General features: G+C 64.0%; 17 protein-coding genes. 4 read left to right on the forward strand and 13 right to left on the reverse strand.

Annotation, left to right across the window (positions count from 1 at the left end):
* Nucleotides 1–84: 84 nt before the first annotated feature.
* The gene (locus JMY29_RS19985; RefSeq protein WP_189076451.1) at nucleotides 85–1,590 is read right to left on the reverse strand and encodes a bifunctional phosphatase PAP2/diacylglycerol kinase family protein; all 1,506 of its coding nucleotides are present in this window, start codon (nucleotides 1,588–1,590) and stop codon (nucleotides 85–87) included.
* A 55-nt stretch (nucleotides 1,591–1,645) separates the two neighbouring features.
* On the opposite strand from JMY29_RS19985, the gene JMY29_RS19990 reads away from it, so the two are divergent.
* Nucleotides 1,646–2,350, forward strand: a complete 705-nt coding sequence (locus tag JMY29_RS19990) for a phosphatase PAP2 family protein (protein WP_229778657.1) — start codon at nucleotides 1,646–1,648, stop codon at nucleotides 2,348–2,350.
* On the opposite strand, the gene JMY29_RS19995 is transcribed toward JMY29_RS19990, so the two are convergent.
* The 8 genes from JMY29_RS19995 to JMY29_RS20030 all read right to left on the reverse strand — a co-directional run bounded on the left by JMY29_RS19995 (nucleotide 2,295) and on the right by JMY29_RS20030 (nucleotide 15,774).
* Nucleotides 2,295–3,482, reverse strand: coding sequence for an MFS transporter (locus JMY29_RS19995; protein WP_189076453.1), 1,188 nt, complete (start codon nucleotides 3,480–3,482; stop codon nucleotides 2,295–2,297). The genes JMY29_RS19990 and JMY29_RS19995 overlap by 56 nt on opposite strands.
* Nucleotides 3,479–4,246 carry a DeoR/GlpR family DNA-binding transcription regulator gene (locus JMY29_RS20000; RefSeq protein WP_079582545.1) on the reverse strand — a complete coding sequence of 256 codons (768 nt, stop codon included), beginning with the start codon at nucleotides 4,244–4,246 and terminating at the stop codon, nucleotides 3,479–3,481. The genes JMY29_RS19995 and JMY29_RS20000 overlap by 4 nt, the downstream gene beginning before the upstream one ends.
* 474 nt (nucleotides 4,247–4,720) lie before the next feature.
* Nucleotides 4,721–6,403 carry an ABC-F family ATP-binding cassette domain-containing protein gene (locus tag JMY29_RS20005; protein WP_055976759.1) on the reverse strand — a complete coding sequence of 561 codons (1,683 nt, stop codon included), beginning with the start codon at nucleotides 6,401–6,403 and terminating at the stop codon, nucleotides 4,721–4,723.
* A 68-nt stretch (nucleotides 6,404–6,471) separates the two neighbouring features.
* Entirely contained in the window at nucleotides 6,472–7,728 is a 1,257-nt protein-coding gene (locus tag JMY29_RS20010; RefSeq protein WP_064722365.1) for an FAD-dependent oxidoreductase, read from the reverse strand.
* A gap of 15 nt (nucleotides 7,729–7,743) precedes the next feature.
* Complete coding sequence (locus JMY29_RS20015; protein WP_189076454.1) at nucleotides 7,744–9,723, reverse strand: penicillin-binding transpeptidase domain-containing protein; 1,980 nt, start codon at nucleotides 9,721–9,723, stop codon at nucleotides 7,744–7,746.
* Nucleotides 9,724–9,841: 118 nt separating this feature from the next.
* Nucleotides 9,842–13,690: an NPCBM/NEW2 domain-containing protein gene (locus JMY29_RS20020; protein WP_189076455.1), complete on the reverse strand. Its 3,849-nt coding sequence runs from the start codon at nucleotides 13,688–13,690 to the stop codon at nucleotides 9,842–9,844.
* A 150-nt stretch (nucleotides 13,691–13,840) separates the two neighbouring features.
* On the reverse strand, nucleotides 13,841–14,497 hold the full coding sequence (locus JMY29_RS20025) for a response regulator (protein ID WP_018778505.1): 657 nt from the start codon (nucleotides 14,495–14,497) through the stop codon (nucleotides 13,841–13,843).
* Nucleotides 14,494–15,774 carry a sensor histidine kinase gene (locus JMY29_RS20030; RefSeq protein ID WP_189076456.1) on the reverse strand — a complete coding sequence of 427 codons (1,281 nt, stop codon included), beginning with the start codon at nucleotides 15,772–15,774 and terminating at the stop codon, nucleotides 14,494–14,496. The genes JMY29_RS20025 and JMY29_RS20030 overlap by 4 nt, the downstream gene beginning before the upstream one ends.
* A 193-nt stretch (nucleotides 15,775–15,967) precedes the next feature.
* Between JMY29_RS20030 and JMY29_RS20035 the strand changes: the two genes are divergently transcribed.
* Together JMY29_RS20035 and JMY29_RS20040 are read left to right on the forward strand one after the other, a co-directional pair.
* Nucleotides 15,968–17,047, forward strand: a complete 1,080-nt coding sequence (locus tag JMY29_RS20035; RefSeq protein ID WP_189076457.1) for an ABC transporter permease — start codon at nucleotides 15,968–15,970, stop codon at nucleotides 17,045–17,047.
* 24 nt (nucleotides 17,048–17,071) lie between these two features.
* Nucleotides 17,072–17,773 carry an ABC transporter ATP-binding protein gene (locus JMY29_RS20040; protein WP_018778502.1) on the forward strand — a complete coding sequence of 234 codons (702 nt, stop codon included), beginning with the start codon at nucleotides 17,072–17,074 and terminating at the stop codon, nucleotides 17,771–17,773.
* Between the two features lie 47 nt (nucleotides 17,774–17,820).
* On the opposite strand, the gene JMY29_RS20045 is transcribed toward JMY29_RS20040, so the two are convergent.
* Nucleotides 17,821–18,219 carry a winged helix-turn-helix transcriptional regulator gene (locus tag JMY29_RS20045; protein ID WP_055976736.1) on the reverse strand — a complete coding sequence of 133 codons (399 nt, stop codon included), beginning with the start codon at nucleotides 18,217–18,219 and terminating at the stop codon, nucleotides 17,821–17,823.
* 83 nt (nucleotides 18,220–18,302) lie between these two features.
* Between JMY29_RS20045 and JMY29_RS20050 the strand changes: the two genes are divergently transcribed.
* Nucleotides 18,303–18,908, forward strand: coding sequence for an NAD(P)-dependent oxidoreductase (locus JMY29_RS20050; protein WP_018778500.1), 606 nt, complete (start codon nucleotides 18,303–18,305; stop codon nucleotides 18,906–18,908).
* A gap of 5 nt (nucleotides 18,909–18,913) precedes the next feature.
* Here JMY29_RS20050 and JMY29_RS20055 read toward each other — a convergent pair whose 3' ends face one another.
* The 3 genes from JMY29_RS20055 to JMY29_RS20065 form a co-directional block, all read right to left on the reverse strand.
* Nucleotides 18,914–20,359, reverse strand: coding sequence for a phytoene desaturase family protein (locus JMY29_RS20055; protein ID WP_189076458.1), 1,446 nt, complete (start codon nucleotides 20,357–20,359; stop codon nucleotides 18,914–18,916).
* Nucleotides 20,352–21,860, reverse strand: coding sequence for a glycosyltransferase family 87 protein (locus JMY29_RS20060; protein WP_018778498.1), 1,509 nt, complete (start codon nucleotides 21,858–21,860; stop codon nucleotides 20,352–20,354). Before JMY29_RS20060 ends, JMY29_RS20055 begins: the two co-directional genes overlap by 8 nt.
* A 151-nt stretch (nucleotides 21,861–22,011) precedes the next feature.
* On the reverse strand, nucleotides 22,012–22,152 hold the full coding sequence (locus JMY29_RS20065; protein WP_189076459.1) for a hypothetical protein: 141 nt from the start codon (nucleotides 22,150–22,152) through the stop codon (nucleotides 22,012–22,014).
* Nucleotides 22,153–22,588: the final 436 nt, after the last annotated feature.

Here is a 22,588-nt window from a genome sequence, read left to right on the forward strand (position 1 = left end):
GGGAGGCCGCCCAAATCGCCTGTCTCAGGGATGATTCAGGGTTCAGTCAGGGTAGTCCTACCGGATGACCCCGGTCAGTCCGCTTCAGTCAGCCACCGGAAGCGACGAGTACACGCGCAGGACGCGAGGCTTCACCGTGAAGGTAGCCGAGCGGACTCCAGGCGTAGGTTCACCGTCGACGGCCAGCACCAACGGCTGCCCAATGGCTTCGACGGTAATCTCTGTAGCCTCGGCAAGGTGGGTGACCTTCGAGGCCGACACGGTGCCGGTAACGACGGCCCACAGCAAACGCGCACGTGCGAATGGTTCGTCCGCCGTGATCATGCGGAGGTCGAACACACCATCATCCAGCACAGGACGGCGGATGGGCGCATGGTCGCTGGGATAGAACCTTCCCCTGCCCATGTAGAGAATCCAGAGCTTGTGCTTTTGTCCGTTCACCGTGAGCGTGGTGGGGGAATTCACGCCGAAGGTCCGGAGCGATGCCACCACACTTGCGAGCGGCTTGCCCATGGCCGGCTGCAGGCGCTCACGCCGCCTGACCAGATTGGGGTACACGCCCACACTCGCCGTATTCAGCATGGCCAGCTCCGAGGTCTCCGGCTTCTCAACGAGGCCGCGCTGGACAACAACATGGCCCAGGTCCACGGACGCTGCGAAACCATTGGCCAAGGCGTCCAGGACGTCCTCGATCGAGCGGGCGCCGAGATCGCGCGCGAAGTGATTCAGCGTCCCTCCCGGCAGAACCGCCAGAGGCAGTGAATGTTCGACGGCGGCAGCAGCCGCCGCTCCCACCGTTCCGTCGCCGCCCCATACGCCCAGCGCTACGGTTCCGGGCCGGGTTGCTGCGGCCTTGACCTCTTCGGCGACATCCTCCCCTTCGGAAATCTCTCGTATATAAGCCTTGGGGAATACTCGTCGCAGCAGTTCTCCGGTTTCGGGGGAGTAGGACCCGCCCAGGACGTTGACCGCGATACTCAGCCCCTCGCCGTCGTGAATTGCCGGAACCTCAGCGGGGGTGCGGCGGGGAGTCGGCTCCGCCGGGCGGGCAGGCCACCACTTACGCGTGAGAAATGCGGCGCCGGCACCCAAAGCCGAGCCAAAGACGACGTCGGATGGCCAGTGGGCACCCGTGTGCACCCGCGAGTAGGCCACCCCCACGGCGATGGGCGCCAATGCAACCCCTATCGCAGGCGAGACGATTCCTGCGCCCACCGCGAAGGCCACAGCGGACGCAGAGTGGCCGGATGGCATCGAAGAGCTTGTGGGCTGCGGATTCACGAACCGGAACAACGGCAGATGTTCAGGAAGCGGCCGCCTGCGGGGCAAAGCCCGCTTGAAAATGACGTTGGTAACGCCGGAAGCAACACCCAGTGCGAGCAAGCCATGGAGCGCCGCCCTGCGGGGTTTCCCTGGAACCGTCGCCATGATCCCGGCAATGCCGAACCACAGCTTGCCTTTCGTCGCCGCGGACGAAAGCCGCCGGAAGAAGACGTCATGGTCGCCCTGCGGTTGCCGGGAAACAGCCCGCACCAGGAAGTGGTCGAGTTTGACAACACGTTTGGGACCTTTGCCCACGAAGCCTCGCATCCCTTCACAGTATCGCCTGCCGGTACTGCAGGGCCGCCATGGCTACGATGAGTTGATGATTCGCGTCCTGACTCCCCGAAGGCAACCGGACTGGAAGCTGCTTGCCCCTGGAATATTGCTGCTGTGTGCGTTTGTGGTTCCGGGAGTCATGATCCTGGCAGGACAGGGCCAACCTGCCTTCAACAGCGTAGACACCTGGTGGCAGGCCTTCTCCTTTACGTTGCACTCTCCCTTCTGGGATGGCGTCAACGGGATCCTCAACTGGGTGGGCTACGTGGGGATGCTGTCGGCCCAGGGAGTGCTGGCCCTCGCCTTGGTGGCTTGGAAACGTCCGGTGACGGCGTTATTCGTTGCGGGCTCCGGAATAGCCACACTGGCGCTCACCCAGCTGGCCAAAGTCGTAGTAGGCCGGGAAAGGCCTGTGGGGGCCAAGGTCCTCACCGATACCGGTTCATACCCTTCCGGGCATGTATCCGCCACCACCGCCTTCCTGGTGGTTCTGGCTGTCCTCGCCGGCCGCTGGTGGATGACGACATTGGCCGCATTGGGCATCATCGCCATGATGATCAGCCGGACGTACCTCTCCGCGCACTGGCTGAGCGATGTCCTGGGCGGTGCCTGCCTGGCCGCCGGCTTGGTGCTCTTGGCTTGGTGGCGATTCCAGGACGTATGCATTCGGGAGAATGCTTCGTTGGATGGCAGGACTATTTGGGCGGCAAGGGCTTCGCGACGCCGGCAAGCAGGAGAGCCAGCAGAATAGGCGCCCCAATGGCCAGCAAGGCCAGGTGGATTCCTGTTTGGTCTCCCAAGTAGCCCAGCAGCGGCGGTCCTGCCAGGAAGGCAATGTAGCCGATGGTGGAAACTACGGAGACCCTGGCAGCGGCGTGTTTGGGATCATCGGCAGCCGCAGACATACCCATGGGGAAGGCCAGCGCCGCCCCAATGCCCCAGAGAGCCGCGCCGACTCCGGCCAAAACCACGTTGCCCGCGAATACGAACAGGGCCAGGCCCAAGGCGGCTGCGGCCATGCTGGCGCGGAGAACGGCTACCCGGCCAAACTTGTCGATCGCCTTACCGCCAAGGAACCGCATGATGGTCATGGCCAGGACAAACAGGGCGAACAGCAAAGCGCCGGTGGACTCTGAAGCACCCAGCCCGTCCACCGCTGCCTTGGCGATCCAGTCATTGCCCGCACCCTCGGTGAGCGTGGCACCCAGGACCACGACGCCGATCAGCAGCGTCCTGCCATCCCGCCAAGCCGTGGGACCCTTGGCGGCCGGCCCGCCGCCGTCGTGAATTTCCACCGCTTCATGCGGCAAAAAGTACTTGGGGACGGTCAGGGCCAACGCGACAGCGACGGCGGCGATGACCAGCAAGTGCTCGGGCAGGCCGACTCCCAGTTGGGACAACCCCGCACCGATCAGCGCGCCGAGGAAGGCCCCGCCGCTGAATGCCGCGTGGAACTGCGGCATGATGGTCCGCTCTAGCCGGTGTTCGACGTCGGCGCCTTCAATGTTCTGGGCTACGTCCCACAGGCCAATGCCGATGCCGAAGAAGAAGAGCGCTACGGCTGTGGCCGGCACGGACGCGGCCATCAGGGAGAACGCAATTGCCGCACCCGCGGCTCCTGCCACGATGCCGGCCAACCGAACCGTGTTCGCCGTGCCGATCCGGCCCACCACCCAACCCGCAGACGGCAGCGCCAGCAACGAGCCAACCGCGGTGCAGAGCAAGAGCGTGCCCATCTGGCCGGACGTGAGGTTGAGCGCTTCGGTCACAGCCGGAATGCGGGCTGCCCAACTGGCGAAGACCAGACCGTTCATGCCGAAGATCAGGAACGTCGCCACTGCCGCGGCCCTGACGTTGGTGGTGCTTCTGGTGTTGGTGGTCATGCAATCACAACTTCCACGGAGAGTTTGTTGAGCTGGGCAAGGTCTTCGGGGGATGGTTCCAGGTCCGTCACGATGACGTCCACGCTGTCCATCGCGGCAACCAGGGCCCTGGCGCCGGCATTCCATTTGCTTCCCGCGGCCGCGACGATCACGCGCGACGCCGACTCCAGACCGGCACGCTTCACGGCGGCGTCATCGAGGTCGTGAGCCAGCAGGCCGTCTTTGAGGTTGAGCGCGCAAGGGGTTACGACGGCGGTGTCGAACCTAAGCGAGCGGACGTTGGCTTCCGCCATGGGTCCCCTGAAAGACTGCTCACCCGGGGTGAACCGGCCACCTGGGAGGATGAGTTCAGGAGCCCGGCCCTCCGAGGATTGCGTGAGGGCTTGGACGCCGTGCAAGGACATCGGCATGACCGTGAGCTCTCGTGTGCTGAGCCGGCGTGCGATTTCCGTGGCAGTGGATCCGCTGTCCAGCCACACGTGTTCGCGATCCCTGATGAGTCCATCCACGGCTTTGGCTATGCGGGCTTTGGCCTCGTGGTCCTCGAGTTCGCGCTGCCCGTAGCCGGGGTTCTCTCCACGGGCCAGGAGGCTGCGGGCACCCCCGTGCACTCGCTTGAGCACACCGTTGGCTGCCAGGATCTCGAGGTCGCGGCGGATGGTCGCCCCGGAAGCTCCGGTGGTTGAGACCAGTTCGTCGACGGTTACTTCTTCTTGTCCGCGCAGCAGTTCGGCGATGAGCCTGTGGCGGTCAGTGGTTCCCATGCCTCCACGGTAGCAGGGGTGTGCTCACTTAATCATGTGATGTGATCATTTGAGCACAAACCCTCGCTCACATCCCACGCCCTTCAACCCAATCCTCCCTCACATCCCACACCCTTCAACCCAACCCTCACCCACACCCCACTGCCTTCAACCCAACCCTCGCTCAGTGACCACCCGTTGGTGATCGGGTAGCGGCCAACTAGGAAGCCAGCTCAAGCTCTCGCGCCGGGACGTGAGCAAGCGTCCACCCGAAGGGCTCGTTACGTGAGCAAGCGTCCACCCGAAAGGCGCGGAACGTGAGCAAGCATCCGCCCGAAAGGCGCGGAACGTGAGCAAGCATCCACCCGAAAGGCGCGGAACGTGAACAAGCGTCCGCCCGAAAGGCCTGTTACGTGAGCAAGCGTCCGCCCGAAAGGCCTGTTACGTGAGCAAGCATCCACCCGAAAGGCGCGGAACGTGAGGAAGCGTCCGGTGTCAGCGGGCGCGCTCTACCCGCTTTTCGTCCCACACGGGCTCTTCGGATTCGTACACCTTGCCGTCGGACCCGAAGATCAGGAAGCGGTCGAAGGACTTGGCGAACCAACGGTCGTGCGTGACGGCCAGGACGGTTCCCTCGAACGCGTCGATGGCACGCTCCAGGGCTTCGCCTGAGTGGAGGTCCAGGTTGTCCGTGGGCTCATCCAGCAGGAGGAGCGTGGCACCGGACAGCTGGAGCAGCAGGATCTGGAAACGTGCCTGCTGGCCACCGGACAAGGACTCGTATTTCTGCTCCGACTGACCCGCCAGGCCATAGGAATCCAAGGCTCCCGCTGCAGCCTCACGCGGAAGGCCCGAACGGTGTTCGTCGCCGCGGTGCAGAATTTCCAGCAACGTCCGGCCCAGCAGATCCGGACGGACATGCGTCTGGGCGAAGAACCCGGGCCGGATGCGTGCCCCCAGTTTCACCGACCCTTCGTGCGGGACTTCCGCGATGACGACGTCGGACACCGGCAGGTGCTCGCGCTCCGGGTCGGTACCGCCGGTCGCGAGAAGACGCAGGAAGTGGCTCTTGCCCGAACCGTTGGATCCCAGGACGCCCACCCGGTCCCCGAACCAGATCTCCGTGGAGAACGGCTTCATGAGCCCGGTCAGTTCCAGCTTCTCTGCAACGACGGCCCGCTTGGCGGTGCGGCCACCCTTGAGCCGCATCTTCACGTTCTGCTCGATGGGCAGGGCCTCCGGCGGCCCGGCCTCCAGGAACTTCGCAAGGCGGGTCTGCGCTGCCTGGTACCTGTTGGCCATGTCGGAGCGGAATGCCGCCTTGTTCTTGTACATGTTGACGAGTTCCTTGAGCTTGATGTGCTCCTCGTCCCAGCGTTTGCGGAGTTCCTCGAACCGGGCGTTACGGTCTGCGCGTGCTTCGACGTAGGAGCCGAAACCTCCACCGTGGATCCAAGCGCCGGCACCGTTGATGCCCGGCTCCAGTGTCACGATACGGCCGGCGGCGTTGTTGAGAAGCTCGCGGTCGTGGCTGATGAAGAGCACGGTCTTCTTGGACTCGTTGAGCTTGCCTTCCAGCCATCGCTTCCCAGGCACGTCAAGGTAGTTGTCCGGTTCGTCCAGGAGCAGGAGCTCGTCCGGCCCGGCGAAGAGCGCTTCCAACACCAGGCGCTTTTGCTCGCCGCCCGACAGCGTGGAAGCACGGCGGAACTGGGCTTTGTCGAAGGAAATCCCCAAAGCGGCCATGCACACTTCGTCCCAGACTGTCTCGACGTCGTATCCGCCGGCATCGCCCCAGTCCACGATCGCCTGCGCGTACTTCATCTGCGTGGGTTCGTCGTCGTGCTCCATCATGGCCAATTCGGCTTCTTCCACCGCCTTGGCTGCTGCTGCGAGCCCGGCCTGCGCAGTGGAAACCAGGAGGTCGCGGACGGTGGATTCGTCGCGGACCTGGCCCACGAACTGCCGCATGATGCCCATGTTGCCCGAGCGGCCCACGGCACCTTCATCAGGAGTGAGGTCTCCGGCGATGATCTTGAACAGTGTGGTCTTGCCTGTTCCGTTGGGTCCGATCAGCGCCGTTTTGGTGCCGTCGGGAACCTTGAAGGTCACACCGTTGAGCAGCTGGGTGCCGTCGGAGAGGAAGTAGTCGATGCCGGAAACGTCAATATGGGCCACGTTTCAATCCTCCCACGCCGGGGTATTAACGCCCGACGGCGGCAATTGGCTTAGGCGTCGACGCAGCGCTACGGCTTTCGCCTGGCAAAGTCCGGAGCATGCTCGGGGCGCGGTCCAAAGGCGATCATGCGGGCGGGAAGCTTGGGAAAACCGCGCAGGTGCCGGGCCATCAGGACCAGGATCCTGGGTGGCTTGGGCTGTTTGCCGGCCATCACCCGGGCAAAGATGGCGCGATGCAGCACCCGCTGGAACGTCTGGACAATCACGGTGGGCAGCCAACGCCGCTTCTGGACGGCGGCGAGGTGGCCGTCGTCGAGTGTTCCACTGAGCAGCGGTGAGGCAATAAAGCGCGCTGCCGCCACGGCGTCCTGCACCGCGAGGTTGATTCCCACGCCTCCGGCCGGGGACATGGCATGCGCGGCGTCGCCAATCAAGAGCAGGCCCGGCTGATGCCAGCGGGCCAAGCGGTTGAGCTTCACATCCAGCAAGTGAAGCTCGTCGACAGACCTGATGGTGTCTACGCGGTCGGCTAGATCCGGCCGCAGCCGCGCAACCCTGGCCCGGAAGGCTTCCACGCCCTCAGCCCGGAGCTGGGGATCCAAGCCCTTCGCAGCCAGATAGGCGATCTGGTGGTAGTCCTTGCGGGTGAGGCTCAGCAGGACGTCGGAGCTGCCGAAACGCGGCGCTATGGATGCCACTGGCTCATCCTCGTCGGCCGTGCGGGGGAGCCGGAACCACCAGGTGTCGAACGGCACCGGGTATTCGTGGGGAGCCAGTCCGGCCCGCTGCCGCAGCACCGAACCCCGGCCATCGCACGCCACAGTCAGGGTGGCCATCAGTTCGCCGCTGTCCAGCGGGGAGCCGGTCAGCGGGTCCCTGGTCCGGTACGCCACACCCGTCACTGCCCCCGAAGAGTCCCGCAGCAGGTCCGTGACCTCGGTATTCATCCGCAGCGTAAAGGTGGGTTCCTGCCCGGCAGCTGCCACCAGGAAATTAAGCAGGTCCCACTGGGGAACCATCGCCACATAGTTGTAGGGCTCTTTAAGGAGTCCGAAATCGGCCAGCACCACCGAGCGACCCCCGGCAACAGGCAACCGGAAGTTCTCCAGCCGGCTCTGCGGCAGGGCCCTGAAGCCTTCTCCCAAACCCAACTCGTCCAGGAGCCGGACGGTGGACGCATGGACCGTGTCGCCCCTGAAATCCCGGAGGAAGTCGGCGTGTTTTTCCAAGACAGTGACCTGCACACCGGCCCGGGCAAGCAGCAGCCCCAGCATTATCCCGGCCGGACCTCCGCCGACCACCACACACTGGGTACTGCCTGTCATGGGTTCTCCTCCGGATCAGCCCGCCGCGGTCAGGAACGTTTTCAGCAACGGCCCACTGGTGGTGGCACCCAGTCCGCCGTCTTCAACAAACACGGCAACCGCCAGGTCCCCGTGGGTGGCAACAATCCACGCGTGGGTCTTGGGCGGGTTGTCATTACCGAATTCGGCGGTGCCCGTCTTTGCCCCGACCGGTGCACCCGGCACTGCGGCAAGGAAACCGGCGTGGCCCGAGGTTACTACCGCCCGCATCATGTCGGACAGGGCAGCCGATTCCTCCTTGGTGATCGGCTTGGTGGATGCCGGCGAGGCAGGCAGCGCGCTGGCCGTCGCGGAGTCCGGCGACGGCGTGGCGGAGCTGCTTTCCGTGGGAGCGGCCGTGGAGGTGGTGGCCGGCACGGCGTCGGCATTGAGCACCAGTTGCGGTGAGACGGGGGCACCGTTGGCCACCGAAGCTGCCATGACAGCGGCCGAGAGGGGCGAGAAGAGCACCTTGCCCTGGCCAATCATGGAAGCGGCGTGCTCCGTACCCTCAGCAGCACCGGGAACGGAACCCAGGAACGCGTCAGCACCGAGTTTGGGGGCTTCAACAGCCACACCAAGAGCCTGGGCCGCGGATTCCAACTGGTCCTGGCTGACGGTGTCACGGGCGTTGATGAAGGCAGTGTTGCAGGAGTGGGCAAACGCATCCCGCAAAGCAACTGAACCCAGCGAGCTTTCGGGGTACCCCTCCGCGTTCTTGAAGGTCCGACCGTCAACAGTCAGCGTCGGCGGGCACTCGACCTTGGAATCGGGGGTTGCGCCGTTCCGGAACATCGCCAGGGAGTCAACAATCTTGAAGGTGGATCCTGGCGCGTACTGGCCCAGCATTGCAGTGTTGTAGCCGTTGCTCCCCGGCCCGGAGGCGGCGGCGAGCACGGCGCCCGTGGAGGGTCGGAGGGCAACTATGGCCGACGCCGGGCCAACGCCCGCAAGGGTTTCCTCGGCCAGTTGCTGCAGTTTCAGGTCAAGGGTTGTCTTGAGGGTGGTGCCGGGAGCGGGGAGGGAGGAAAAGAACACCTTGGTGCCGGGCGTTTCCCCTTCAGCTTTGGCCTCGGTGCTCGCAATGACCTCAACACCGTCCTTGCCGCGGAGCAGGGTGTCGTACTTCTGCTGCAGGCCGCCGGTTCCCGTGGTGTCACCGGCACGCAAGGCGCCGTTGGACTTTTCAATTTGTTCCGCACTGGCCTGGCCAACGCTTCCGAGCAGTGCACGTGCAAAGGTCCGCGTTGGTGCGAGGGCCATCGAATCCAGGATGCTGGCACCACCGGGAATGGCCTTGATCTTGGCCTCCGTGATATCCGTCGTGTAAGCCCTGAGAACCAGTCCTTCCACAAATGCCTGCGGGCCGGACGCAGCAACCTGCTTGGCGTATTCCTCAACGTCCAAGCCCAGCAGGGCAGCCATCGCACGCGCTGAAGCATCCGCTTGTTCCGCTGGAATCTTGGTCTTGTCGATGCCGACCCGGAAGACGGGCCGGTCCTCCACAATAGGGGCATCCCCGGCGCCCAGGATCTGGCCGCGCTGGGCAGGAACGGTCTTGACGGAAAGAGTTTCGCCATCGGAAAGCTCCGGTGCCAGCAGGGCGGGGCTCCATTGAACCGCCCACTTGTCACCGGACTTCTTCAAGGTGGCATCGGAACTGTACTCCCACTTGGCCGAGCCGATGTTCCAGCTGTATTTAAGAGGGAAAGTGGCGGTGTCGCCGTCGAGCTTGACGTCACCGGACTGCACCGACGGCGTGGCGTCGAGTCCTTCGAAAACTGCCTTGAGCTGGTCGTTGGCCGCGGCGGCATCCTTGCCCTCAACGGCGAGCTGGCCGACGTCGAGCGCCGACAGCGAGGAGGCGAGCTGCTTGGCGGCTCCCTCAGCGCCCGAACGGCCGTCGTCGCAAGCGGTCAGCGAGCCTGCCAGCACAATCGTGGCCAGACCAAGAATCAAAGTACGTGTTTTCCCCATTTGCCACATTATGCCCGGTTCCCCCGACACTTTCTTGTCATGGCCGGCAGCCGGACGGCCGCCGCCTGCCACCCCGGGGAGGTGCGGCAAGCGACGGCCGTCTGTTTGCAACGTCAGGCTAGGGAGCGCAGGTGAACTTTGCATCACCCCAGACACCATGTGCTCCATTGATGGAACCGGACGGGTCAACGACCAGCTCCACGTAAGCCGCCCCCGTCAGGTCAACGGACACCGATTCCGGAGCGAATCCCGGCGTATAGGTGCGCGACTGGTACTTGTTCACCCCGTCGGCGTTGACCTTGAAGATGATGTTGCCGCCGAAGCCGCTTTCAAGGCCCACTTGGGACGTAAATGAAGTGCACTTGCCACCCAGGTAATAGGTGATCCTGGAGGCAGCGTGGACGCCCAGTCCCTTGGAGAAAACGGGTTGCTGACCGGTGGCGGGATCGGTGTAGTTGATGGCCAACGGCTTGTCCGGGGACGACGCGGAGTCCTTGTTGGCCACGTTCTTGCCGATCACCCCGTAGCCGTTGAGTGCCTGGACCCACGGCGTTTCCGAGGCGTACACCGCTCCATGCGGTACGTCCGGCAACGGCTGCGAGGTGACTTTCCAGTCGAAGAACTTCACCCGGGTGTCGGTGGGCAGGGTGACGGAGGCCAGTTCCTTGGTGGGGTTGAGCCGGACCGTGTTGGAGAATGCCTGGTACTTGTATTGCGTGTACTCCGGCGACGGACCGTTGGCGTTGTTGCGGCCTTGTTCGGATACCGCGAGCAGGGCGCCGTTCAGTACTGAGGGCTGCAGCCAGTTCGGGAAGAAGATGGACTGTTTCTCCGTGGATCCGTCAGCGTACGTCAAGGTCAACGTGGGGCTGGTGCCATTGCCCACCGCAGCCGATCCGAGGACAGCCAAGTGCGTTCCCTTGCCCTTCAGGGCGATGGTCTGCGCGGACAGCGCCACCGAGTTGGGAACATCGGGTCCCACGGCCGGCCAGGTGTAGTCCACCTGGGTCGGCTTCCCGGCATCCACCGTCACGGTGCTGCCCGGCCGGACTCCGCCTGCCGGAACCGTAGCGGCAGCCAGCTGCTCGGCAGCGAAGGTGGCCCCTCCGCCGTCGAAGTTTCCGAGTGCCTTGCCGGCCACCGTGGTGACGGAGACGGTGTTGTAGGCCGCGGCCAAGGACCCGTAGGCGACGTAGATCTGGTTGCCGCCGGTCACCGATTGGGTTGAGCCGGAAGCAGCGTACGACGCCGTTACCCGCACAGTCTGTTGCCCCGCCTTCGCGCTGGGGCCGGGTTTGATGACGAAAGTGGCCGTGCTTGTAGCGCCGCCTTCAACCTTGGCCGCCGTCGCGCCGGAGGACGAGACAACAGTCCAACCCTCGGGAAGAACCGGGGTGAGGACCACATTGGTCTTGGCCTTGGTTCCGGTGTTCACGAATGCCGCGGTGACAGTGGTTTCCTGGTCCTGGAAGACCTGCTGGCCGGTGGTCACGCGGACTTCCGCTGCGGTGTCTTCCTGGCTCTTGCCGCCCAGCGGGCCGGCCTGCTGGAGTTGAACCGTTGCGGACTGGTTGGAAGCGATGGACCCGGTCTTTACCCAGATGGTGCCGTTGTTGGCTTCATCGAAGTACCAGCCGGTTGCCGCAGCTGCGTAAGCAGCCTGGGTGGTGTGTTGGGTGAGTTTGGTTCCACCGATTTTGACGTCTTTGGGTGCCGCGCCTGCATGGACTTTGAGCTCGTAGGGGCGGGCTGCGGCCTTGCCGGTGTATTCGCCCTGGCGTTCACCGATGGACACCTTGACGCTGCTGTTGCCGGTACCGGGAGCATCCACGGAGAAGAGCTGGCTGGAGGACTTGCCGTTCTTGAATTCGCGGGTGACCTTGTCATCCTCATAGAGCGTGAAGGTGTCCTGGCCCTTGGCATAGACATCCAGGGTGATCATGGAGTCTTCCGGGACCAAGGACGCGTTGCGGGCCACGATGCCTTGCGGGATCACCGCTCCGGCACGAACGAACACCGGCAGCTTATCCAGGGGTGCGTTGTAGCCGTTGAGGATCTGGCCACCCTGGTAGAGCTTGCCGGTCCAGTAGTCCACCCACTGCTGGCCGGCCGGGAGGAAGATGCCGTTGCGGACGTCGGTCTGCGTAAAGACGGGTGCTACCAGGAAGTCGGAGCCCAGCAGGAACTGGTTGTTCGCTTCGGCACCGTAGGACCACTGCTGGTCAGGGAATTCGAGGGCCATGGAGCGCATCATGGAGACGCCGGTGGTGGAGGATTCCTGCGCGAGCGAGTAGATGAAGGGCATGAGCTGCTGGCGGAGCTGCAGGTATTGGCGGTTGATGGCTGTTGCCTCGTCGCCGTAGAGCCACGGACGCTTATCCGTCGCGGCCCAGCCGGACATGGAGTACAGCGCCGGAGCGAAGGCTTTCCACTGGAGGTCGCGGACGTAGGACTCGGCGGACCCGCCAAAGATGCCGTCAACGTCGCCGGTGGTGAATGCCAGGCCAGAGTTGCCGGCGCCGGTGAGGGCCGAGACCTGCCAGCGGACGGCGTCGAGGTTTCCTGAATGGTCACCCGTCCACTGCATGCCGCAGCGCTGGGAGCCGGCCCAGCCTTCCACCATCAGCGAGGTGCCGCGGGCATTCGAGTACTGCTCGATGCCGCCGTGGGCAGCTTCGCAGCCCGTCAGGGCCTGGCGGTAGCCTTGGCCAACCCATGCGACGTCCAGCTTGCGGAGCCGGACGCCGGCCTCGCCTACTTCGTATTCCTGGTTGGTGAGGGAGCGTTGCGTCCAGAGGCCGACCTTGAGGTCGGTTTCGTCCTCGATGTTGCTCACGGTTTCCGGGAGTTGCTGGTACTCGCAGCCGTAGCCGTCGTTGACCAGCATCCAGCCGGCGGGCATGTCGTTCTCAACGAACTTCCGTGCGGTCTTGATGGCGTCGGGAGTTTTCTGCTTGGCGCCGTCGGGATCGCCGTATCCGGAGGACGAATAGCCCGGGTTTGAGCGGTTGTAGCAGTCAGCGTCGCCGTATTCCAGGGCGTACACCGGGGGCATCATCGGCTTGCCGGTCAGCGTGGTGTACGCGCCCAGCGACTGCTTGTAATCGCCCACGAAGTAGTAGGCATCAAAACGCTTTTCCTCATGCGTAGTGGTCGGTTCGCCCGCGAAATTGTAGGAGCCGCGGGCGAACGTGTCACGCAGGACGCCGTAGCCCATGGAGGACATGTAGTACGGGACGGCGTTGGGGTAGCCGTCGTCGTCCCAGTCGAAGTTCTTGGCGATGTTGATCAGTGCGCCGGTGTGGACTGAGCGGCCGTTCTGCATGCCGCCGCCGATGAATTGCTCACCGTCGTGCTGGGCGAGGTGCTGGGTGGCCGAATTCGCACCGAACGTGATGGGTGCGGACTCTTCCAGGACCAGCGAGCCGTCGGCGCTGGCAACACGGAGCAGGGTGGTCGCTTTGTTGATCTCGACGCTGATTTTGGCAGTTTTCAGGACCAGCCAGTCGCCGTCGATGACCGTGGGCGTGGTGCCGGGGAACTTATCCTTGCCCACCACGATGTTGGCTGACCTGGCCGGGTCGCCCTGGTCGGTGTTCGCAGGGTCGGTGAACTTTCCGCTGGGATCGGCTTCCAGGCGGAAGTTGCCGTCGTCCAGGAAGGTGACGCGGATGGCGCCCTTTTCGGTGGAAAGGTCGACGACGTTACCGGACTGGGTAAAGCCGGTCACCGCCCCGAGGGGTACTCCAGCTGCGTCGACGGGTACTTCCGGGGTGACGGTCTTGATGACCGCGGGGTCGCCGGGAGCGGCATTGGCAGCGGCGGCGAAGGTGAGGGCCGGGATGGTTCCTGCGAGGAGGAGTGAGGCGAGACCGAGGGACGCGGCCTTCCTGGCGAATGAGCCTTTTCTGATGCGTCCAGAGCTGTTGGGGGCAGCTCCGGACAGACCCAAGGAGGGTGCGGACATGTGAGCCAACTTTCGACGAGTGACAGTTTGTGATCTAACTCATAGCGAAACGTGCACTAATCGTCACTGTTGAAAGGCGAAAGGTCAACCGTTTCACCAAAACTGCTTACCTCACCAGGGGACTGCGGGGCGCGTGCCTGGCGCCGGAAGTCAGTGCCCGCGGATGATCCGGCGCTGCGTTGCCGTCGCGATGGCCGCCGTCCGGTTGTCCACACCCAACTTGGAATAGATGTGGACCAAGTGTGTCTTCACAGTGGCCTCGGAAATAAAGAGTTGCTTGGCGATGGCCCTGTTGCTCATGCCGGTGGCGAGCAATTCCAACAGTTGGACTTCCCTGCCGCTCAGCACGGGTGAGGGATTCCTGATCCGCCCCATCAATCGCGCCGCCACTTCCGGTGCCAGTGCGGTCTGGCCGGCAGCGGCCGAAAGCACGGCCTGCCGGATCTGTTCCGGCGGCGCATCCTTCAACATGTAACCACTGGCGCCTGCCTCCACAGCGGCGAGGATGTCGGCGTCGGTGTCGTAAGTGGTCAAAATCAGCACGGGTGGCGGGGGAGTCCCGGCTTCACCGGCTTTGATCTTTTCCGTGGCCGTCACGCCGTCCATGCCACTGCCCATTTGCAGGTCCATGAGCACCAGGTCCACCGGCTCGCCGAGGGTGTGGAGCTTGCTCAACTCCGCCAGTGCGGCGTCACCGTCAGCGGCCTCCGCCACCACGCTCACCCCTGGGAAGTCGCTCAGCATGGCCCGAAGTCCGGCCCTGACCACTGGGTGGTCATCTACCAACAACACCCGGATTCCGGTCACGCCGCCCCCTCCCCGGTTGGCAAAGGTACGCGGATGGCCACCACCGTGCCTTCACCCGGGGCCGACTCCAGGTCCAGCCTGCCATCGAGCGCCGCCAGCCGTTCGCGCAGGCTCAGAAACCCGACGCCGGTACCGTCGCCGCGCGCGGTGCCGGTCGCCGTCGTGGGTTCGAAACCGACGCCGTCGTCGAAGATGTCCAGCGTCACTTCGGAACCCGGGAAGGAGAGAGTGACGACGGCGGCACGCGCCTTCGCATGCGCCCAGACGTTCGCGAGGGAGGCCTGGGCGGCCCGAAGCAGGGTGGTCTGGTAGGTGTTGGGAAGCTCGACGGGCGTGCCCACCAGTTCGAAGCGGCAGCGCAAGGCTGTTCCCCTTGCCGCCGCCTCGGTTTCGGTCTTTTCGCAGAGGCGGCGCAGGGTGTCCACCAAGCCTGAGTGCTCCAGGTCCGGCGACCGCAGCCCCCGCACGAAACTGCGCGCCTCCGCCAGGTTGGCCGAAGCTGTCTCCTGGACAATCCTCAACTGTTCCTTCGCCGTCTCGGTATTTCCGCCGTCCAGGGCCTTCTCGGCGGACCGCCCCATGAGGACGATGCTGGAGAAGCCCTGCGCCAGGGTGTCGTGGATTTCGCGGGCCAGTCGTTCGCGCTCGGCCAGCATGCCGGCGTCGTGCTGTGTTTGTGCCAGTGCGTCGCGGGTCCGGCGCAGTTCCTCGGCGACTAGACGCTGGTTTTCCGCCTCCAGGAACAATGCCCGGTACGCCAGGCCGGTCACGACGGCGAAAGCCGCACCGAACACGGGACCCAGCACCATGGCCAGCTGCAGGCCGCCGTCCGCGGAGCCCCTGCCGTGGAACCACAAAGCACCCACCAACAGCGCGGTGCTCAGCCCGATCGCGGGCAGTGCCAGGCGCCGCGGAAGCAGGTGGAGCTGCAGGAAGAACAGCGGGAAGGCCACCCAGGCGAAGTCCGCACTGACCAGCAGCAAGAGCAGCCACAGCATCATGACGGCGGCCAGCCACCAGAGAGCGTAGGGCGTTGGGTTGAACCTGGAGGGGTCACTGGCGTGCCGTTTCTCCAGCACTGTCCCCGCGAGGTACACCACGGCCAGCAAAGCCGAAAGCCCCAAACCGGCGGTCACTGCGAGGGGTGATGGCGCACCGGTAGAGCCCAGGCCGCCCAGCAGCCGGACGATTGCCACGAGCAAGAGCACGGCGAAACCAACGTGAAGGCACACGCGCAGGACCCGGAGGATCGTGGTGGCGCCGGTGGGGGACTGCATGCCTTCCAGCGTATCCCCGCCCCTCGCCCGGCCAGCCCGATATTCCGTCCAGGACATACAAATCAACCTTTCGGTTGACTCCCGTTTCAACCTCCCGGCGCCAGCCAATCCATCCGGCTCACGATGTCCGCGGGGCCCATCGCCGGAAGAGTTGAAGGCAACGGAACAAGCCCGCAACAACAGAAGGAATCCGATGTTTCTCGCCATCCGCGACATTCGTTTCGCCAAAGGCCGGTTCGCCCTCATGGGCAGCGTGGTTGCCCTCATCACGCTGCTGCTCGTCATGCTGTCCGGTCTGACCGCGGGATTGGGCAACCAGTCCACGTCAGCCATAGCGGCCTTACCCGCACAGCAGATCGTTTTCGGCGCACCGGCAGGCGGCGAACCGAAAGCGTCTTACACGGAATCGGAAGTTTCCACCGCCCAGCTTCAGACCTGGCGTGACCAGCAGGGCGTGAAATCCGCACAGGCGCTGGGCATCAGCCAGTCGCGGGTCCAATCCCTGGCCAACGGCGGCAGCCCCAGTGGCACTGCGAACGTGGCCGTCTTCGGTGGTTCGGAAGCTCCATCCGCTGTGGAGGACGGGACCGTAGTCGTGGGCAAGACATTGGCGAAGGAGCTCAACCTGACGAAGGGCAGCCGGCTCCGTGTGGGAGGCACCGACCTGACGGTCTCCGACATTGTGGAGGACCAGTGGTACTCACACACCGGCGTCGTCTGGACCACGCTCGATACCTGGCGCGCTGTCGCCCACGCCGCACCTGGGACGGCAACTGTCCTCACCGTGACGTACGACGACGACGCTTCCGTCAGCGTCGATGCCGCCAATGCGGCCGCCGGTACGGTCAGCTCCGACCCCACGGCTTCCTTCCAGGCCTTGGCATCCTACAAGAGCGAAAACGGCTCGCTGCTCCTCATGCAGGCGTTCCTCTACGGCATTTCCGCCCTCGTGATCGTGGCCTTTCTGACGGTGTGGACAGTGCAGCGCACCAGGGACATTGCCGTGCTCAAGGCCTTGGGTGCATCCTCCGGATACGTCCTGAGGGATGCCCTGGCGCAGGCAGCGCTCGTGTTGCTGGCAGGGGCAGCTGTCGGAGGCTCAGTTGGCCTGGCCGGTGGAATCCTGGCCGCCCAAGCAGCACCTTTCCTTGTCACCCCGCTCACCACGTTGCTGCCGGTGGCAGGGATAGTCGTCCTTGGGCTCGCCGGTGCCGTCCTGGCTGTCCGCAAAGTCACCACCGTGGACCCTTTGCTGGCCCTCGGCGGCAACTAACACATTCTTCGAAAGGCATACATCATGAATTCCGCACTGACCCTCGTGAACGTTTCGCTCGAATACCCGGACGGCGGCTCCACCCTCAAAGCGCTGGATAGCGTGGATTTGGGCGTCGGCAGGGGCGAATTCCTGTCCCTGGTGGGGCCGTCCGGCTCGGGCAAGTCCTCACTCCTGGCTGTTGCCGCAACATTGGTCAAGCCCACCGCCGGCCTGGTGGTCATCGATGGGCAGGATGTCTCCGGCTTGAAGGATTCGGAGCGCACAGAACTCCGCCGGGACAAAGTGGGCATCATCTTCCAGCAACCCAACCTGCTGCCGGCGCTGACCGCCGTCGAGCAGTTGCTCATCCGCGAGCATCTGCGCGGCAACGCCGTGAAGGAGGCCCGCCGCGCGGCGGAGGAGCTGCTGGATGTGGTGGGCCTGTCTGCAGCGATGCATAAGAGGCCGCACCAGTTGTCCGGCGGCCAGCGTCAACGGGTGAATATCGCACGGGCGCTGATGGGGAGTCCCACGGTGCTGCTGGTAGATGAGCCCACGGCTGCGCTTGACCACGAACGGAGCGAGTCAATCGTCCGGCTCCTGCGCCGTGTCACTGACGATTTCCGGACGGCGACGGTCATGGTCACTCACGACACCGAGTTCCTGCCCCTGACCGACGCAGTTGCCACCATGCGGGACGGCCGGATCAGCCGCGCATCGGTTCCGTCGACCCAACCCAACTAGGGACAACAAACGTCCCAACAGGGCCTCATTGGATCAAGTGCCGTCCCCTAGTTGGGGGAGCCGAGGAGGGCCTGGTCCTGTGCGTCGTCGTATGCCTCCCGGGCTTCCATGATGGTGGGGACATGGCTCTCGGCCCACTCACGCAGGAGCGACAACGGCTGCAGGAGGGACTCACCCATGGGCGTGAGCTGGTAGTCCACGCGCGGCGGCACCTGAGCGTAAACCGTCCTCGTGATGAGGCCGTCGCGTTCCAAGGCGCGCAGCGTTTGGGTCAGTACCTTGGGCGTCACCACATTCACCATCTTGCGCAGTTCCGAAAAACGCACGGGACCGTCGCCGAGCACCTGAATCACCAGTGAGGCCCATTTGTCTCCGATGCGCTGAAAGATCACGCGCGACGGGCAATTGGGATCCAGGATGTTCGCGGGGAGGTCTTTGGTATCCATGAGGTAACTGAGTTCCTTTGAAGCTATCGGTATCCAATAGATACCTTTGTCTTATTGCAAGGATACCAACCTCAAGGAGAGCTATGAAAATCGCAGTCTACGGCGCAACGGGCATGGTCGGCAGCCAGATCGTCAACGAATCCATCACCCGTGGCCACGAGGTCACCGCTATCTCCCGCAAGGGCTCAGAGGTTCCCGGCGCTTCCGCCCGGGCCGCAGACCAGGCCGACGGCCAGACGTTCGCGTCCATCGCGAAGGACCACGACGTCGTTGTGCTGGCGACGGGCCCCAGCCGCACCGGCGGCGACCATGCAGAATGGTTGGACGCCATGGCTACTGCTTACAGCAATGCCGAAGGCACCCGTTTGATGATCGTGGGCGGCGCCGGCACCCTGGAAGTCGATGGCGTCCGCCTCCTCGACTCCCCGGATTTCCCGGAAGCCTACAAGGCTGAAGCCACCACCGCAGCCAAGGCCCTCGAAGCCGTGAAGCAGTCCCCTGAATCCCTCGACTGGACCGTTCTGGCACCGGCACCAGTTATCCAGCCGGGCGAGCGTACGGGCGAATACACCGTGGCCAAGGACTCCCCGGCCGGCAACACCATCTCCACCCAGGACTACGCCGTGGCCATGCTGGACGAGATCGAAAGCCCGGCACACCGCCGCGCCCGTTTCACGGCCGCCAACTAACCCGCCTAGAGCCCCAGGCCCAGCCCGGGTACCCGTGCATTGAATATGTCCTTGAGGGCATGTTTTGCGGCGTGGTACCCGGGCATACCTGTAACTCCGGGGCCGGGAGGCGTGGAGGACGAACACAGGTACACACCGGGCATGGGGGTTCTCCAGGGCACAGGAGAGACCACGGGCCTCTGCACCAAGCCACGCAAGTCCAGCATTCCGGCGCTGAAGTCCCCACCCACATAGTTCTCGTTGTACGCGGACAGTTCCGCCGCCGTCGTGGTTTTCGATGCCACCACCACGTCACGGAACCCGGGCGCGTACCGCTCTATGCGGGCGATAACGGCTTCTGCCATGTCCACCGTGGAGTTCTTGGGGACATGGCAGTAAGTCCACAGAATCTGACGCCCTTTAGGGGCACGCGAAGCATCCACCAGTGACGGTTGGGAGACCAGCACATAGGGCTCAGCGGGGTGTTTGCCCATGTCCACGAGGTTTTCGGATTCGGCCATGGCCCGCCGCGAACCGCCCACATGCACTGTTCCGGCCTTGGCCAATTCCGGAGAGCGCCAGGGAACGGGACCCGAAAGGATGAAGTCCACCTTGCAGGCAGCATTCCCAAAGCGGAATGCTTCCAGGGCGCGTCGGTAGCGGTCGGGCACTTCAGATCCACCTAGGCGCGCCAGCGTCGGTGGCGCAACGTCCAGCAGGATGGCTTTCGCGGGCCGCACTTGGTCCAGGGAATCCACGCGCTCACCCACGCGGATGGTTCCGCCATGGGAGGTCAGGTCATCTGCCATGGCCCTGGCGATGGACATGGAACCACCAACCGGCACCGCCCAGCCGCCGGCATGGGCCAGGACACTTAGCAACAATCCAGCGCCCGTGGAACTGAGTGCCGGCTGGGATCCGAGGGCATGCGACATGACCCCCGTCAGGAGCGCCGGAGCTGCTTCCTCCCGGAAACGCCGGCCCCACAGCGGGGTGCCTTGGTCGAGGGTTGCCAGTCCGAACAGCAGCGCCGCAAGGGGGTCTTTCGGCAGGCGGAGCAACTGGTTCGACGTGAATTCCACGACGCCATCAACCCGTGCCAGCAGGGGACCGAGAAGTCGCCCGTAGGCCGGACCATCCACGCCCAACTCTGCGACGGTCCGTTCCAGGGACTGGTACGCCACCGCCGCCCCGCCTGTGTCCAGCGGTGTACCGTGCTGGACCTCGGGAATGCGCAGATCCACGCGACGGGATAATTCGAACTCCCGGAAGAACGGCGAGGCCAAGGCCATCGGATGCACCGCCGAACAGACGTCATGCAGGAAGCCGGGTTCGATCAGCTCGGTGGTGCGCGAGCCACCTCCAATGTCATCGGCGGCCTCGTACAACGTCACGTCCAGTCCCGCGCGGGCCATGACCACGGCAGCGGCCAGACCATTCGGACCGGCCCCGACGACGGCGACATCAACCATCGCTGCTTACCTCCGATTGCTGGGCTGCTGTGGAACTGCTGTCGCGCCGAGGACTCCACGGGAACACAGATCGCGACGGCCGGAAGAGGTCGACGCGCAACCAATCCCGGGCTCCGTCGAAGGGCCCGCCATGGGGATCGTCTTCGCCGTCGATCCGCAGGGGATCCTGGGCAGGATCCCAGATATCCATGATGATCCGCGCCATCAGGTATGCGGTAACCACCATGTGCAGGCCCACCGCCAGGACGTAATAGGACATGTCCAGGTTGTGCTGGACGGACCCTCCGCTGGTGGCCTGTCCAAGGTACATCCAGATCGCCGCCCAGTGGAGCCCCTCTGCTGCCTGCCAGATGAGGAAGTCGCGCCAACGCGGCCGTGCCAGGGCCAGCAGGGGGATAAGCCAGATGACGAATTGCGGGGAGTAGACCTTGTTGGTGAGGATGAAGGCGGCCACGATCAGGAAGGCCAGCTGGGCGATGCGCGGACGCTGTGGCGCGCACAAAGCCAGGATTCCAATCAGGGCACACGCCGCAATAAACAGGTAGAGGGCCAGCGTGTTGATGGTTGCAGCGTTCATCTGCATCCATTGCAGGCGGTCCGCCACCAGGTTGTAAGCGAACCAGGGCGAGCTGTAGCCGGCTGGCCGGGATTGCGTGAACTCGAAGAAGTAGCGCCATCCGGCTGGATTCAGTGCCGCGAGGGGCAGGTTCACAGCGAGCCAGGACGCCAAGGCGGCTCCGGCAGTGACGAAGAAGGCCCGGAACTTTCCACTGCGCAGCGAAAGGACCAGAACGGCACCGAGGATCAACAATGGATAGAGCTTGGTGGCTGTGCCAAGGCCTATGAACACGCCGGCAAGGATCAACTTGTCCCGGGCGAAGAAGTACATGCCCAAGGCCAGCAACCCTACGGCCCACATGTCCCAGTTAATAAAGCCGGCAAGAATGATCCCGGGTGCAACGGCTACCATGGCGGCATCCCACGGGCGACGCTTGTTGATCCGGGCAGTGAGGATGACTGTGACCATCCAGACCGCCACAATCAGCGTCGCATTGACGTCGAAATACCCCAGGATCCGCTCACTTCCCACCCCCTGGCCGGGAACCATGAGCGCGGTGACCCCGGCAATGATCCCCATGAGCACCGGGTACTCAAACAGGCTGCCCTGGGTGAAGAACGGAAAAACGCCATCGCCCAGGCCGCGGTTTTTGAAGAGCTCGGGGAAGTCTGAGTAGCAGGTGGCGTAGAACTGGCCGGGCGTTTCCCAGCCATTGACCCGGCAGTAGTCCTTTGCGAGCACGGCCAAAAGAGCCGCGATCACAGTGAGGACGATGAGTACCCGTTCAACAGTGAACGGGCGCGCTGAAACCTCTCCGGGAGACGAGCGTTTGCCCAATGGACCGCCCACCAGCTCCGTGAAGTTTCGAAGCAGGGAGTCACTGCGGCTGGGAACAACAAAGCGGGCACGTTTTCGTTGCCGGTGCGGCTTCGTCTCCTGCATGAATCGAGCTTACAGTCATGGCCTAACCCGACCCAGTTAAGCCGGACCAGACCCAGTTAAAAGGGGGGAGCCCACGCGTAGCCGCGTGGGCTCCTTGAGGTTCAGCATGGATATCCGGCATCTGAACTCCTTCGTGGCCGGCTCAGGGGAATCAACGGATGAGTCCCATCTGGTGCAGGACAACGAAAACGTCTTCACGGCGCTGGTCGAGCAGCTGGCCGTTAAACAGTGTGCGGTCCTTGGGAGCATCGCTGCTCTTGTAGAAACGCATCTCTTCGGGGTGTTTTTGCATGGTTCACCTCCTTTCACAAAGAATTACCCGGCATTTAGGCACAACAACTAGAGCTATTTATTTCGAAGAAAATAACAGCCAAAAGGACATAAATAGCCGAAGCCAATAAGGGGATTTTGCGGACCGAATCAGGAGAACCCGAATCGTCGTGCATAAAAGCGCGTGCTTCCTGCAGTCGACCCAACAAGAAGCTGGTTCCGAACTTTGGGGAAACTGCGCACCCGCGGCATGCTGCGTGGGTCCGCGCCTACAACTGACTACTCAGAACGCCAACCACGGAGAGTGGTGGCCATGAACACCGCCGGCGTCAGGCCGGTCCGGTGAATCAGGAGTGGGTCAGAGAGCAAAAACGGCGCGCGTCATCAGCAGAGGCCGGGGTAGCAGTGACGGTCAACTTCCGTCCGCTAGTCAAAGTAATCATTTTCCCAACCTCCTT

The sequence above is a fragment of the Paenarthrobacter nicotinovorans genome (assembly GCF_021919345.1).
In the GTDB taxonomy this organism is placed as follows: domain Bacteria; phylum Actinomycetota; class Actinomycetes; order Actinomycetales; family Micrococcaceae; genus Arthrobacter; species Arthrobacter nicotinovorans.

Excerpts from the sequence above, each read along its gene's own strand:
- JMY29_RS19985 (WP_189076451.1), bottom strand. The coding sequence starts at position 1,590 with ATGCGAGGCTTCGTGGGCAAAGGTCCCAAACGTGTTGTCAAACTCGAC.
- JMY29_RS19990 (WP_229778657.1), top strand. The coding sequence starts at position 1,646 with ATGATTCGCGTCCTGACTCCCCGAAGGCAACCGGACTGGAAGCTGCTT.
- JMY29_RS19995 (WP_189076453.1), bottom strand. The coding sequence starts at position 3,482 with ATGACCACCAACACCAGAAGCACCACCAACGTCAGGGCCGCGGCAGTG.
- JMY29_RS20000 (WP_079582545.1), bottom strand. The coding sequence starts at position 4,246 with ATGGGAACCACTGACCGCCACAGGCTCATCGCCGAACTGCTGCGCGGA.
- JMY29_RS20010 (WP_064722365.1), bottom strand. The coding sequence starts at position 7,728 with ATGACAGGCAGTACCCAGTGTGTGGTGGTCGGCGGAGGTCCGGCCGGG.
- JMY29_RS20015 (WP_189076454.1), bottom strand. The coding sequence starts at position 9,723 with ATGGGGAAAACACGTACTTTGATTCTTGGTCTGGCCACGATTGTGCTG.
- JMY29_RS20020 (WP_189076455.1), bottom strand. The coding sequence starts at position 13,690 with ATGTCCGCACCCTCCTTGGGTCTGTCCGGAGCTGCCCCCAACAGCTCT.
- JMY29_RS20030 (WP_189076456.1), bottom strand. The coding sequence starts at position 15,774 with ATGCAGTCCCCCACCGGCGCCACCACGATCCTCCGGGTCCTGCGCGTG.
- JMY29_RS20035 (WP_189076457.1), top strand. The coding sequence starts at position 15,968 with ATGTTTCTCGCCATCCGCGACATTCGTTTCGCCAAAGGCCGGTTCGCC.
- JMY29_RS20040 (WP_018778502.1), top strand. The coding sequence starts at position 17,072 with ATGAATTCCGCACTGACCCTCGTGAACGTTTCGCTCGAATACCCGGAC.
- JMY29_RS20045 (WP_055976736.1), bottom strand. The coding sequence starts at position 18,219 with ATGGATACCAAAGACCTCCCCGCGAACATCCTGGATCCCAATTGCCCG.
- JMY29_RS20050 (WP_018778500.1), top strand. The coding sequence starts at position 18,303 with ATGAAAATCGCAGTCTACGGCGCAACGGGCATGGTCGGCAGCCAGATC.
- JMY29_RS20055 (WP_189076458.1), bottom strand. The coding sequence starts at position 20,359 with ATGGTTGATGTCGCCGTCGTCGGGGCCGGTCCGAATGGTCTGGCCGCT.
- JMY29_RS20060 (WP_018778498.1), bottom strand. The coding sequence starts at position 21,860 with ATGCAGGAGACGAAGCCGCACCGGCAACGAAAACGTGCCCGCTTTGTT.
- JMY29_RS20065 (WP_189076459.1), bottom strand. The coding sequence starts at position 22,152 with ATGCAAAAACACCCCGAAGAGATGCGTTTCTACAAGAGCAGCGATGCT.